Source organism: Nocardioides salarius (genome assembly GCF_016907435.1).
Lineage (GTDB): Bacteria > Actinomycetota > Actinomycetes > Propionibacteriales > Nocardioidaceae > Nocardioides > Nocardioides salarius.
On sequence record NZ_JAFBBZ010000001.1, the window covers coordinates 759704 to 772037 of the forward strand.

A 12334-nucleotide genomic window follows, 5' to 3' on the forward strand; every position below is an offset into this window, starting at 1 on the left:
GTTCGGGCCGGGTCGGCGCGAAGTTCAGGCCGGGTCGGCGCGAAGTTCGGGCCGGGTCAGCGCAGGCCGGTGGTGCGCTCGAGCGCCAGCTGGATCAGCTCGTCGACCAGCTCGGTGTAGGACATCCCCGTGGCCTCCCACATCTTCGAGTACATCGAGATGGGGGTGAAGCCGGGCATCGTGTTGATCTCGTTGAGGAGCACCTCGCCGTCGGGGGTGACGAAGACGTCGACGCGCGAGAGCCCCTCGGCGCTGATCGAGTCGAAGGCCTGCACCGCCACCTCGCGCACCCGGGCGGCGACCTCGTCGGGCAGGTCGGCGGGGGCCTCGGTGCGCGCGTGGGAGTCGGAGAGGTACTTGGCCTCGAAGTCGTAGAAGCTCGCGGCCCCGTGGTCGACCACGATCTCGCCAGGCACAGAGGCGCGGGCGGGCCCGCCGGCCCGGCCACCGAGCACCGCGCACTCGATCTCACGGCCCTCGACGCCCTGCTCGACCAGCACCTTGGGGTCGTGGGCGCGGGCCTCCTCGACGGCGTCGGCGAGCCCGGTCAGGTCGTCGACGCGGGTGACGCCCAGCGACGAGCCGGCACGGGCCGGCTTGACGAAGACGGGGAACTCCAGCGCCTGCTGCACCCGCTCCACCACCGCACCGGGGTCCTGCTCCCACTCGGCGGGACGCACCACGACGTACGGCGCCACCGGCAGCCCGTGGCCGGCGAAGACCAGCTTCATGTAGTGCTTGTCCATGCCCACGGCCGAGGCCAGCACACCGGCGCCGACGTAGCGCACCCCCGCCAGCTCGAGCAGCCCCTGGATGGTGCCGTCCTCGCCGTAGGGCCCGTGCAGCAGCGGGAAGACCACGTCGACCGGGCCCGCCTCGGTGAGGCTGGCCAGCGCGGGGCCCGACCCGGTCGTCACCTCCGGCAGCCGGCCGGAGGCCAGCTCCCACTGCGTCGGGTCGCCGGAGGCCAGCACCCAGTCGCCGTCGCGGGTGATGCCGATCGGCAGGACGTCGTACTTGTCGCTGTCGATCGCGCGCATCACGCCGGCGGCGGTCGCCGCCGAGATCGCGTGCTCGCCGGAGCGACCGCCGAAGACGAGCGCCACCCGGGTCCTGCGGGCGGGGGTCTCGGGCGAGGGGGTCTCGGTCATGGTCCGCGACCCTACTGAAGGCTCGCGGCCACCTCGTCCAGGCGCGCCCCGCGCGAGGCCTTGAAGAGAACCGCGTCACCCTCGGTGAGGTGCTCGGCCAGCCAGGCCGTCGCGGCCGCGTTGTCGGCGAGCAGCAGGCCGCGCTCCCCCGCACCGTCGTGGATGCCGCGCGCCGCCTCGCCCACGACCACCACCACGTCGACGCCCCGCTCGGCGGCGTGCGAGCCGACGCCCCGGTGCTCGTCGTGGCTGGTCGCCCCGAGCTCGCGCATCTCGCCGAGCACGGCGACGGTGCGGCGCACCGCGGGGTCGGCGCCGATCGAGGCCAGCGCGTCGAGCGCGGCGCGCATCGACTCGGGGTTGGCGTTGTAGGAGTCGTTGAGCACCGTGACGCCGCTGGGCAGCTCGCTGAGCTCCATGCGCCACTGCGACAGCGACGCGACCTGGCCCAGCGCCGCGCCGACCTCCTCGACGCCCAGCCCCGCGGCGACGGCGGCAGCGGCCGCGGCGGCCGCGTTGAGCGCCTGGTGGGCGCCCACCAGCTGCAGCGTGACCGGCACCCGCGACCGCGCGGTGACCAGGGCGAAGGACGGGCGGCCGAGCCGGTCGAGCGCCAGCTCCTCCACGCGTACGTCGGCGGCCTGCTGCGCCCCGAACGTGACCACCCGGCCGCGGGTGCGCGCGGCCATCGCGGCGACCCGCTCGTCGTCGGCGTTGAGCACCGCGGTGCCGTCGGCGTCGAGCGCCTCGACGAGCTCGCCCTTGGCCTCGGCGATGGCCTCGCGGGAGCCGAACTCGCCCAGGTGCGCCTGCCCCACGTTGAGGACCAGCGAGACGTCGGGGCGCACCAGGGCCGCCAGCTCGGCGATGTGGCCCCGGCCGCGGGCGCCGAGCTCGAGCACCAGGTAGCGGGTGCCGGTCTCGACGCGCAGCGCGGTCAGCGGCATCCCCAGCTCGTTGTTGAAGGAGCCACGGGTGGCGACCGTCGGCGCCGCCTGCGCGAGCACCGCACCGAGGAGGTCCTTGGTCGAGGTCTTGCCCTGCGACCCGGTGATGCCCACGACCGTCAGCCCGCCGGCGGCGCGCACCTGCTCGACGACGTGGGCCGCGAGGCGCTGCAGGGCCAGCCTCGGGTCGTCGACCACCACGGTCGGGAGCCCGGTGGGCCGGCTGCCCAGCACGGCGACCGCGCCCCGCTGCCCCGCCTGCTCGGCGTGCTCGTGGCCGTCGACGTGCTCGCCGACGAACGCGGCGAAGAGGCTGCCCGCAGTGGCCTCACGCCCGTCGATGACGACCGGCCCGTCGACCACGACGTCCGCGTCGCCGACCACCTCGCCGTCCACCACGGCGGCGATCTCGGCCAGCCGCAGCGCGATCACGCGAGCCCCTCGGGGGGCGTCCAGGAGCACGACTCGGGGCACGTCTCGGGGCACGTCCGGTTGGCCAGCGTCATGGGGCGTCACCCTAGTCTGTGGCCATGAGCGAGACTCCCCAGCCCGCCACCGTCGCCGTCCACGCCGGACGCCCCCCGCACGAGGCCGACCGGCCCCTCAACGAGCCGCTGACGATGGCCTCGACCTTCGTCGCCCTCGGCGACCGCGAGTACGGCCGCTACGGCAACCCCACCTGGGAGGCGTTCGAGGACGCGCTGGGGCGGCTCGAGGGCGGCACGGCGCTGGCCTTCTCCTCCGGCCTGGCCGCCGTGGCCACCGTGCTCGACCTGGTCGGGCACGACGCGCTGGTCGTGGCGCCCGACAGCGCCTACAGCGGCAGCCTTGCCCAGCTCGCCGACCTCGAGATGCGCGGGCGGGTCCGCAGCCGGCTGGTCGACATCGCCGACACCGACGCCGTCGTGGCCGCCTGCGAGGACGCCGCGCTGGTGTGGGTCGAGACCCCCACCAACCCCAACCTCGACATCGCCGACCTGGCCCGCATCGTCGAGGCCGCCCACGCCGCGGGCGCCTACGTCGTCGTCGACAACACCTTCGCCACTCCCCTGGTGCAGACCCCCCTGGCCGAGGGCGCCGACATCGTCGTGCACTCCGCGACCAAGTACCTCGGCGGCCACAGCGACCTGCTGCTCGGGGCGCTGGTGACCAACGACGAGGAGCTGGCCGGGGTGCTCAAGGGCCGCCGCGACCTCTTCGGCGCCGTGCCGGGCACCCTCGAGTCGTGGCTGGCGCTGCGCGGCATGCGCACCCTGCACCTGCGCGTCGAGCGGGCCACCGCCAACGCCGTCGAGCTGGCCCGGCGCCTGGCCGAGCACCCCGCCGTCGCCCGGGTGCGCCACCCCGGCTTCGGCGCGATCGTCTCGATCGAGCTGGCCGGTGGCGCGATGGCCGCCGACCTGCTGACCCGCAAGACGAAGTTGTGGGTGCACACCACCAGCCTCGGCGGGGTCGAGTCGACCCTCGAGCGCCGGCGCCGCTGGAAGCTCGAGCCGACCACCGTCTCCGAGGCGCTAGTGCGGCTCTCCGTCGGCGTCGAGGACGTCGACGACCTCTGGGCCGACCTCTCCCGGGCGCTGGACGACCTCACCGTCTGAGCGCCTCGGCGTACGGCGGTCGCGCGAGCCGGCGCCACTTCCCGTACGCCGTGGGGTCACCGGGTCTCGGCACGCCTGACGCGCCTTCGCAGGCTCAGGCGCGGGCTTGCTCGACCTCCTCCGCGTCGCGCCCTCGCGAGCTCGGGCGCGGCTCCGGATCAGTCAGTCTCGGCCTTGGTGTCGCGGGCGAGGACGGCGTCCATCATCTCCTGCGCGGTCATGTGCCCCGCGACGACCTCGTCGACGTAGCGCGCCACCGGGGCGTCGCAGCCGACCTGCTCGGCCAGGGCCCGCAGCGACGAGCACGACTTCGCACCCTCCGCGACCTGGCTGGTGCTGGCGTAGATCTCCTCGGTGGTCATCCCCTGGCCCAGCTTCTCGCCGAACGAGCGGTTGCGCGACAGCGGCGAGGAGCAGGTGGCGACCAGGTCGCCGAGCCCGGCCAGGCCCATCAGCGTCAGCGGGTTGGCGCCGAGCTTCATCGCCAGCCGCGCGGTCTCCGCGAGGCCGCGGGTGATGATCGAGGCCGTGGTGTTGTCGCCGAAGCCCAGCCCCACGGCCATGCCGACCGCGAGGCCGACGACGTTCTTGTAGGCGCCACCGAGCTCGCAGCCCAGCACGTCGACCGAGGTGTAGGGACGGAAGGCCGGCGAGTGGCAGCGCTCCTGCAGCCGCTTGGCCACCGCCTCGTCCTCGCAGGCCACCACCGAGGCGGCCGGCTCGCGCCGGGCGATCTCCTTGGCGAGGTTGGGGCCGCTCACGACGGCGATCCGCTCGGGGCCGGCACCGGTGACCTGGTGGATCACCTCGCTCATCCGGTTGAGGCTGCCGAGCTCGACACCCTTCATCAGCGAGACGAAGACGGCGTCGTCCTCGACGTGCGGCGCCCAGGCGGTGAGGTTCTCGCGCAGCGACTGCGACGGCGTCGCCAGCACCACCATGTCGGCGCCGTGCAGGGCCTTCTCGACGTCGGTGGTCGCGTCGACGCTCGGCGGCAGCTCGATGCCGGGCAGGTAGTCGGCGTTCTCGCGGCGCTCGTTGATGCTCTCCGCGATCTCGGGGCGCCTGGCCCACAGGGTGACGTCGTTGCCGGCGTCGGCGAGCACGACCGAGAAGGCCGTGCCCCACGACCCGGCACTGAAGACGGCGACCTTGCCGTGCGTCGAGGAGCTCATGCGGTGTCCTTCCGGTCCTGGGGGTGCCCGTCGGCCGGCGTGCCGCCGCGGCGCATGTCGAAACGCTCGGCCGGCGCCTGCTGGCCGCGCACCTGCTCGACCAGGGTCGTGATGGCGGCCATGATCCGGTCGGTGGCTCGCTGCACCGCGACCGCGCGGGTGCCCTGCTCGTCGTGCTGGCCGCTCAGGTCGGCCAGGTCGACCGGGTCGCCCACGAGCATCGTGACCTTCTTGCGCGGCACCAGGTGGGGCACCTTCGTGTACGGCGCCAGCAGCTCCTGGGCGCCCCACTGGCCCACCGGGACGACGGGGCAGCCGGTCGCGAGCGCGATGCGCGCGGCGCCGGTCTTGCCGCGCATCGGCCACAGGTCGGGGTCGCGCGTGATGGTGCCCTCGGGGTAGACCACCACGCACTCGCCGCGGCGCACGGCCTCGACGGCGGCGTCGTAGGCCCCGACCGCCGAGGTGGTGGCGCGGTGCACCGGGATCTGGCCGGCGGCGCGCAGGAAGAAGGCGAGCAGCCGGTTGCGGAAGAGCCCCGACTTGGCCAGGTAGCGCGGTAGCCGGCCGTGGTCGTAGAGCAGGTGCGCCGCGAGCAGCGGGTCGACGTGGGAGACGTGGTTGAGCACCAGCACGAAGCCACCGGTCGCAGGGATCCTCTCGCCGCCGCGCCAGTCACGACGGGTGGTCGCGAGCAGCAGCGGCTTGACGATCGGCACGGCGAAGCTGAATGCCCAGCCGCGGGGTTGCTGCAGCTTGCGAACGGTCACGCGTCTCCTCGCCAACGGTGCCGGAGCAGGGTCCCTCCGACGTGGACCTGCAGGCTACTCGCAGCCGGCCCGCCGAGCGTGCAGCGACGCCTGCGAGGATGAGCCGCGATGAGCACGACGTCCCGCCCCGGTCACCGTCCGCCCCCGGCGCGCGACGGCTGGGTGGCGCTGGTCCCGGTGAAGCCACCGGCGCGCGGCAAGTCGCGGCTGGTGGGCCTCGACGACGACAGCCGCCGCGAGCTCGCGGCGGCCTTCGCGCTCGACACCGTGACCGCCTGCCTGGCCACCCCCGACGTGGGGCGAGTCCTGGTCGTCACCGACGACGCGGGCTTCGCGGGCTCCCTGCGGGCGCTCGGCGCCGCCTGCATCCCCGACGGCGACTCCGGCGACCTCAACGCCACGCTCTGCCAGGCCGCGGCCGAGGCCGAGCGCCGGTGGCCGACGTTGCGGCCGGTGGCGCTGTGCGCCGACCTGCCGGCCCTGCGCCCCCACGACCTGGCGGCCGGGCTCGAGGCCCTGGGCGTGGCGAGCAGGTCGGCGCCGGCGTTCGTGCCCGACGCCGCCGGGGTCGGCACGACCGCCTACGCCGCGGCGTACGACGGCTTCGCCCCCCGGTACGGCGGTGCCTCGCGCCGGGCGCACCTCGACGCCGGCTGCACCGAGGTGGCCCACGCCCCGGCCACGCTGCGCCGCGACGTCGACGACCTGGTCGACCTGCAGGCGGCCACCGCGCTGGGCCTGGCGCCGCGCTCCGCCGCGGTGGTCGCGGCGCTGGGCATCTTCTGACGTCTGCGGACGCGGACGGCGGGCCGCCCCCCGCAGGAGGCGACCCGCCGCAGCGAGGACCGGATCAGGAGGACGACGAGGAGCTGCCGCTGCTCGAGGTCTCCGTGCCGGCCGAGGACGTCGACTTCTTGGCAGCGGTCTTCTTCGCGGGTGCCTTCTTGGCCGGCGCCTTCGTCGTAGTGGTCTTCTTCGCCGGCGCCTTCGTGGCGGCGGTCTTGGTCGCCGGTGCCTTCTTGGCGGGTGCCTTCTTGGCCGGCGCCTTCTTGGCAGCGGCCTTCTTCGCGGGTGCCTTCTTGGCGGGAGCCTTCTTCGCCGGCGCGGCCGCCGACTCGGTCTTCGGCGCGCTGGCCCTGGTGCCCGCGGCCTTCTTGGCGGGCGTCTTCCTGCCCGTGGCCTTCTTGACCGTGTCGACGGCCATGGCCGCCGGAGCGGTGGCCGCGGCGACGGTCATCGCAGGCAGCTTCTTGGCCCCGGAGACCACGTTCTTGAGGTCGGCCCCGGGGGTGAACTTGGGGACGGCGGTCTTCTTGGCCTGGATCCGCTCACCGGTGCGTGGGTTGCGCACCCACCGGGCCTCACGCACCCGCTTCTCGAACGACCCGAACCCGGTGATGGCCACCTTCTCGCCTCGCGAGACCTCGCGCGTGATCGTGTCGAGGACCGACTCGAGCGCGTGGGCCGCCGCCTTCCTGTTCCCCTCGTAGCGCGCTGCCAGCGCGTCGATGAGCTGAGACTTGTTCACTCCGCTACCCCTTCGACCAGACCTCGGCAGCACGGCGCGCTGCCCGATGTTCCCTGCACGCTAGGGACTCGTGGCCCGGGTCACAACGGCCACGCCGAGGAACGTGTCGACGTACGCCGCCGCCGAAGGCTGCTCAGGCGCGGATCGTCAGGGGCTTCCAGCTCGGCCGGTCGGCCTCGAAGGAGCTGATGTCGTCGTGGTGGCCCAGCGTGATGCCGATGTCGTCGAGGCCCTCGAGCAGGCGCCAGCGGGTGTAGTCGTCGATGTCGAAGGAGTCCTCGATCGCGTCCTCGCCCTCGCCGGCACGCACGGTGCGCGACTCGAGGTCGACGGTGATCGCCGCGCCCGGGTCGGCCTCGAGCAGGTCCCACAGGCGCTGGACGACCTTCTCGTCCACCTGGGCCGCGAGCAGCCCGGCCTTGCCGGAGTTGCCGCGGAAGATGTCGGCGAAGCGCGAGGAGATCACGACCTTGAAGCCGTAGTTCTGCAGCGCCCACACGGCGTGCTCGCGCGAGGAGCCGGTGCCGAAGTCGGGTCCGGCGACGAGCACCGATCCCTGCGAGTAGACCGGGTGGTTGAGCACGAACTCGGGGTCGTTGCGCCAGGCCGCGAAGAGACCGTCCTCGAAGCCGGTGCGCGTGACCCGCTTGAGATAGACGGCCGGGATGATCTGGTCGGTGTCGACGTTGCTGCGCCGCAGCGGGACGCCGATGCCGGTGTGGGTGGTGACCTTCTCCATGTGCTTCTCCGTCTCAGGCGAGGTCGGCGGGCGAGGACAGGGTGCCGCGCACGGCGGTCGCGGCGGCGACGGGGATCGAGACCAGGTGGGTGCGCCCGCCCTTGCCCTGACGACCCTCGAAGTTGCGGTTGGAGGTCGACGCGCTGCGCTCCCCCGGGGCGAGGGTGTCGGGGTTCATGCCCAGGCACATCGAGCAGCCCGCGCCGCGCCACTCGGCGCCGGCCTCCTTGAAGACGACGTCGAGGCCCTCCTCCTCGGCCTGCAGGCGCACCCGCACCGAGCCGGGCACCACGAGCAGCCGGGTGTCGGGCGCGACGGTGCGGCCCTCGATGATCTCGGCCGCCAGGCGCAGGTCCTCGATGCGGCCGTTGGTGCAGGAGCCGATGAAGACGGTGTCGACGTCCACCTCGCGCATCGGGGTGCCGGCCACCAGGTCCATGTAGGCCAGCGCCTTCTGCGCCGCGACCCGGTCGGAGGCCTCCTCGAAGTCGTCGGGGTGCGGCACCGAGGCGCCCAGCGGGACGCCCTGACCGGGGTTGGTGCCCCAGGTGACGAAGGGGGTCATCGTCGAGGCGTCCAGCACGATCTCGGCGTCGTACGTCGCGTCGTCGTCGGTGCGCAGGCTCGTCCAGTGCTCGACGGCGGCGTCCCAGTCGGCGCCGGTCGGCGCCTCGGGACGGCCCTCGATGTAGTCGAAGGTGGTCTGGTCGGGCGCGATCAGCCCGGCCTTGGCGCCCCACTCGATGCTCATGTTGCACACCGTCATCCGCGACTCCATCGAGAGCTCCTCGATGGCCTGGCCGCGGTACTCCACGATGTAGCCCTGGCCGCCGCCGGTGCCGGTGTGGGCGATCAGGTTCAGCACCATGTCCTTGGCGGTCACGCCCTCGGGCAGGCTGCCGTTGATGGTCACCGCCATCGTCCTGGGCCGGGCCTGCATCAGCGTCTGGGTGGCCAGCACGTGCTCGACCTCGGAGGTGCCGATGCCGAAGGCGATCGCGCCGAAGGCGCCGTGGGTGCTGGTGTGGCTGTCGCCGCAGACGATGGTCATGCCGGGCTGGGTCAGGCCCAGCTGCGGGCCGACGACGTGCACGATGCCCTGGTCGAGGTCGCCGAGGGGGTGCAGCCGCACCCCGAACTCCGCGGCGTTGCGGCGCAGGGTCTCGACCTGGGTGCGCGAGACCGGGTCGGCGATCGGCTTGTCCCAGTCGAGGGTCGGGACGTTGTGGTCCTCGGTGGCCAGGGTCAGGTCCGGCCGGCGCACCTGGCGCCCGGCCAGGCGCAGGCCGTCGAAGGCCTGCGGCGAGGTCACCTCGTGCAGGAGGTGGAGGTCGATGTAGAGCAGGTCGGGCTCTCCCGCGGTCGAGCGGACGACGTGCTCGTCCCAGACCTTCTCCGACAGGGTCCTGCCCATGACGCGCTCCTTCGTACGGTTCGTGGACGATGCTGAACAGGAAACGAGCCTACGTCCCCGATCCCAGTTCGTGAGACGCGAGTCCCGAAATGCGAGACATCCACCCTGAGCGCAGTCTTTGCCGAGCGTGGACGAGACCCCGGTCACAGGACTTGCATCCCATGATTTGAGACGAGAGTATTGGCATATGGACAGCAGTGGAGTGGGAGTGCTCGACAAGGCCGCGATCGTGCTGACCGCGCTCGAGGCCGGCCCGGCGACCCTGGCGGGACTCGTGACCGCGACCGGGCTGGCGCGGCCCACGGCGCACCGCCTGGCGGTCGCGCTCGAGCACCACCGCCTCGTGGCCCGCGACATGCAGGGCCGCTTCGTGCTCGGTCCGCGGCTCTCCGAGCTCTCCGCGGCCGCCGGCGAGGACCGCCTGCTGGCCACCGCCGGCCCGGTGCTGGCACGGCTGCGCGACATCACCGGCGAGTCCGCCCAGCTGTGGCGCCGCCAGGGCGAGCACCGGGTGTGCGTCGCCGCCGCCGAGCGCCCCTCGGGCCTGCGCGACACGATCCCCGTCGGCTCGCAGCTGACCATGCGGGCCGGCTCGGCCGCCCAGGTGCTGCTGGCCTGGGACGACCCCGAGCGGATGCACCGCGGCCTGCAGAACGCCGCCTTCTCCGCGGCCGCCCTCTCCGGCATCCGTCGCCGCGGCTGGGCCCAGTCGGTCGGCGAGCGCGAGCAGGGCGTGGCCTCGGTCTCCGCCCCCGTCCGCTCCCCCAGCGGCAAGATCATCGCCGCGGTCTCGGTCTCCGGCCCCCTCGAGCGGCTCTCGCGCCAGCCCGGACGGATGCACGCCCCCGCCGTGCTCGCCGCCGCCGAGCGGCTCTCGGAGTCGCTGCGCCGCGCCGCCGCCGAGAGCGCCTGAGCCAGAAGCGCCGGAACTAGAAGCGCAGCTAGAACAGGCCGTCCTGCTCGATGCCGAGCAGCACCTGCTTGCGCTCCAGCCCGCCGGCGTACCCGGTGAGCGTGCCGTTGGCCCCGATTACCCGGTGGCACGGGATCACCACCGGGATCGGGTTGCGCCCGTTGGCCAGCCCGACCGCCCGGGAAGCGGCGTGGGTCATGCCCAGCGCCCGCGCCACCTCGCCGTACGACGCCGTCTCGCCGTAGCCGATGGTGCGCAGCTGGGCCCAGACCCGCTGCTGGAAGTCGCTGCCGACCGGCGCCAGCGGCAGGTCGAAGTCGCGCAGCTCGCCGTTGAAGTACGCCGCCAGCTGGCGCACCGCCTCGGCCAGCACCGGGTGGTCGTCGCGACGCTCCCCCGGGTCGGGCGCGCCGGCCTCGGGGTAGGGCGAGAACTCCACCGCCGACAGCGCGCCGTCGCTCTCGACGAGGCGCAACGGCCCGATCGGGCTCTCGGTCTCGGTCCACATCTCAGTCGTCCTCCGGGTCTGCTCGGGGCGGGGCGGGCATCAGGGTCTGCCACAGGTGCATCAGCGCGTAGGAGCGCCACGGGCTCCACTGCGCCGAGCGGGCGATCTCGGTCGCGGGGTCACGACCCAGCCGGGTCAGCGCGGTGCGCACCCCCAGGTCGGTGGGCAGGAACACGTCGGGGTGGCCCAGGGCCCGCATCGCGACGTAGTCGGCGGTCCACGGGCCGATCCCGGGCAGCGCCACCATCGCGGCCCGCACGTCGTCGCGCTCCGGGCCGCGGTCGAGCGCGAGGTCGCCGGCGCCCAGGGCGGCACTGAGCGCGACGAGGGCCCGACCTCGCGCCCGGGGCATCGGCAGCGTCTCGGGGTCGGCCTCGGCGAGCGTCGCGGCGCTGGGGAACAGGTGGGTCAGGCCCGGCACGCCCGTCTCGACGCGGCGCCCGTGGGCGGCCACGATCCGCCCGCCCACGGTGCGGGCCCCGGTGACCGAGACCTGCTGGCCGACGACGGTGCGCACCGCGGTCTCGTCGCCGTCGACCTGGCCGGGCAGCCGCAGCCCCGGTGCGCGGCTCACCAGCGGAGCGAGGACCGGGTCGGCGCCGAGGTGCTCGGCCACCGGGAGCGGGTCGCAGTCGGCGTCGACGAGGCGGCGCACGCGCTCGACGGCCGCGGTGGTGTCGCGCAGGTCGGTGAGCCGGAAGTGCGCCACCACCATCGCCACGCCACCGGCCGGCGCCTCGTCGATCGCCGGGTCGAGGTCGACGCGCACGGTGCCGGGCCCGTGCGGCAGGTCGAGGGTGCGGGCGTACCAGCCCGGTCCGGCCGTCTCGACGCCCGGCACGAGGTGGTAGGCCAGGAAGCCGAGCAGCGCCTGCCCGGCGAAGGGGGTGCGCACCGCCAGGCGCAGCGAGATGCCTCCCGCGGTGGGCGCCCCGGCGCCGCCCCGCCCCCGCAGCTGGCCCGGGGTCTGCGCGTAGACCTCTCGGACGGTCTCGTTGAACTGCCGCACGCTGGCGAAGCCGGCCGCGAAGGCCACGTCGCTCAGCGGGAGGTCGGTGGTCTCGATGAGCACCCGCGCGGTCTGGGCGCGGCGCGCGCGGGCCAGGGCCAGCGGGCCGGCGCCCAGCTCGGCGGTCAGCAGCCGGGTCAGGTGCCGCGGGCTGTAGCCCAGCCGGCGCGCCAGCCCGTCGACGCCCTCGCGGTCGACGACGCCGTCGGCGACCAGGCGCATGGCCCGGCCCGCGGCGCCGGCCGCGACGTCCCAGTCGGGGCTGCCGGGGGTCGCGTCGGGCAGGCACCGCTTGCAGGCCCGGAAGCCGGCCCCCTGGGCGGCGGCGGCGCTGGGGTGGAAGGTGACGTTGCGCGCCGCCGGCGTGCGGGCGGGGCAGGAGGGCCGGCAGTAGATCCCGGTCGTGCGCACCGCGGTCCAGAAGACGCCGTCGAAGCGCCGGTCGCGCGCCTTGACCGCGGCGTAGCAGGAGTCCGCGTCGAGTCCCTCCAGGCCGGTCATGGGCCCATCCTCCCCCACGGCACCCATCCGCACTGGCGGGAATCGGACGCCACCAGGAGCCGCCCGGGCGCCGGGTGTCGC

General features: G+C 74.2%; 12 protein-coding genes. 3 read left to right on the forward strand and 9 right to left on the reverse strand.

Features of this window, described 5'->3' with window-relative positions; all coding sequences use genetic code 11:
* Positions 1-56 precede the first annotated feature (56 nt).
* Positions 57-1151 (reverse strand): D-alanine--D-alanine ligase family protein, encoded by a 1095-nt coding sequence (locus JOE61_RS03725; protein ID WP_193667934.1) that lies wholly within the window; start codon positions 1149-1151, stop codon positions 57-59.
* A gap of 11 nt (positions 1152-1162) precedes the next feature.
* Positions 1163-2530, reverse strand: coding sequence for a UDP-N-acetylmuramoyl-tripeptide--D-alanyl-D-alanine ligase (locus JOE61_RS03730; protein ID WP_193667933.1), 1368 nt, complete (start codon positions 2528-2530; stop codon positions 1163-1165).
* Positions 2531-2628: 98 nt separating this feature from the next.
* On the opposite strand from JOE61_RS03730, the gene JOE61_RS03735 reads away from it, so the two are divergent.
* Entirely contained in the window at positions 2629-3696 is a 1068-nt protein-coding gene (locus tag JOE61_RS03735; RefSeq protein ID WP_193667932.1) for a trans-sulfuration enzyme family protein, read from the forward strand.
* 158 nt (positions 3697-3854) lie between these two features.
* Here JOE61_RS03735 and JOE61_RS03740 read toward each other — a convergent pair whose 3' ends face one another.
* Both JOE61_RS03740 and JOE61_RS03745 read right to left on the reverse strand, forming a co-directional pair.
* Positions 3855-4871, reverse strand: coding sequence for an NAD(P)H-dependent glycerol-3-phosphate dehydrogenase (locus JOE61_RS03740; RefSeq protein ID WP_193667931.1), 1017 nt, complete (start codon positions 4869-4871; stop codon positions 3855-3857).
* Positions 4868-5641, reverse strand: a complete 774-nt coding sequence (locus JOE61_RS03745) for a lysophospholipid acyltransferase family protein (RefSeq protein WP_193667930.1) — start codon at positions 5639-5641, stop codon at positions 4868-4870. The genes JOE61_RS03740 and JOE61_RS03745 overlap by 4 nt, the downstream gene beginning before the upstream one ends.
* Positions 5642-5749: 108 nt before the next feature.
* Between JOE61_RS03745 and cofC the strand changes: the two genes are divergently transcribed.
* The gene (gene cofC / locus JOE61_RS03750; RefSeq protein WP_193667929.1) at positions 5750-6427 is read left to right on the forward strand and encodes a 2-phospho-L-lactate guanylyltransferase; all 678 of its coding nucleotides are present in this window, start codon (positions 5750-5752) and stop codon (positions 6425-6427) included.
* Between the two features lie 64 nt (positions 6428-6491).
* Here cofC and JOE61_RS03755 read toward each other — a convergent pair whose 3' ends face one another.
* From JOE61_RS03755 to leuC, 3 genes are all read right to left on the reverse strand, one after another.
* Positions 6492-7169, reverse strand: a complete 678-nt coding sequence (locus tag JOE61_RS03755; RefSeq protein ID WP_193667928.1) for an HU family DNA-binding protein — start codon at positions 7167-7169, stop codon at positions 6492-6494.
* Positions 7170-7302: 133 nt separating this feature from the next.
* On the reverse strand, positions 7303-7908 hold the full coding sequence (gene leuD, locus JOE61_RS03760; protein ID WP_193667927.1) for a 3-isopropylmalate dehydratase small subunit: 606 nt from the start codon (positions 7906-7908) through the stop codon (positions 7303-7305).
* 13 nt (positions 7909-7921) lie between these two features.
* Positions 7922-9322 (reverse strand): 3-isopropylmalate dehydratase large subunit, encoded by a 1401-nt coding sequence (gene leuC / locus JOE61_RS03765; RefSeq protein ID WP_193667926.1) that lies wholly within the window; start codon positions 9320-9322, stop codon positions 7922-7924.
* A 187-nt stretch (positions 9323-9509) separates the two neighbouring features.
* On the opposite strand from leuC, the gene JOE61_RS03770 reads away from it, so the two are divergent.
* A complete protein-coding gene (locus JOE61_RS03770) occupies positions 9510-10235 on the forward strand; it encodes an IclR family transcriptional regulator (RefSeq protein ID WP_193667925.1) in 726 nt (241 codons plus the stop codon).
* Positions 10236-10263: 28 nt separating this feature from the next.
* Here JOE61_RS03770 and JOE61_RS03775 read toward each other — a convergent pair whose 3' ends face one another.
* Together JOE61_RS03775 and JOE61_RS03780 are read right to left on the reverse strand one after the other, a co-directional pair.
* Positions 10264-10743, reverse strand: coding sequence for a methylated-DNA--[protein]-cysteine S-methyltransferase (locus JOE61_RS03775; RefSeq protein WP_193667924.1), 480 nt, complete (start codon positions 10741-10743; stop codon positions 10264-10266).
* Between the two features lies 1 nt (position 10744).
* Positions 10745-12253, reverse strand: coding sequence for a DNA-3-methyladenine glycosylase 2 (locus tag JOE61_RS03780; protein ID WP_193667923.1), 1509 nt, complete (start codon positions 12251-12253; stop codon positions 10745-10747).
* Positions 12254-12334 lie beyond the last annotated feature (81 nt).

What these genes read in the sequence shown, in the direction of transcription:
- JOE61_RS03770 (WP_193667925.1), top strand. Translation starts at nt 9,510, where the DNA reads ATGGACAGCAGTGGAGTGGGAGTGCTCGACAAGGCCGCGATCGTGCTG.
- JOE61_RS03725 (WP_193667934.1), bottom strand. Translation starts at nt 1,151, where the DNA reads ATGACCGAGACCCCCTCGCCCGAGACCCCCGCCCGCAGGACCCGGGTG.
- JOE61_RS03740 (WP_193667931.1), bottom strand. Translation starts at nt 4,871, where the DNA reads ATGAGCTCCTCGACGCACGGCAAGGTCGCCGTCTTCAGTGCCGGGTCG.
- cofC (WP_193667929.1), top strand. Translation starts at nt 5,750, where the DNA reads ATGAGCACGACGTCCCGCCCCGGTCACCGTCCGCCCCCGGCGCGCGAC.
- JOE61_RS03780 (WP_193667923.1), bottom strand. Translation starts at nt 12,253, where the DNA reads ATGACCGGCCTGGAGGGACTCGACGCGGACTCCTGCTACGCCGCGGTC.
- JOE61_RS03735 (WP_193667932.1), top strand. Translation starts at nt 2,629, where the DNA reads ATGAGCGAGACTCCCCAGCCCGCCACCGTCGCCGTCCACGCCGGACGC.
- leuD (WP_193667927.1), bottom strand. Translation starts at nt 7,908, where the DNA reads ATGGAGAAGGTCACCACCCACACCGGCATCGGCGTCCCGCTGCGGCGC.
- JOE61_RS03775 (WP_193667924.1), bottom strand. Translation starts at nt 10,743, where the DNA reads ATGTGGACCGAGACCGAGAGCCCGATCGGGCCGTTGCGCCTCGTCGAG.
- leuC (WP_193667926.1), bottom strand. Translation starts at nt 9,322, where the DNA reads ATGGGCAGGACCCTGTCGGAGAAGGTCTGGGACGAGCACGTCGTCCGC.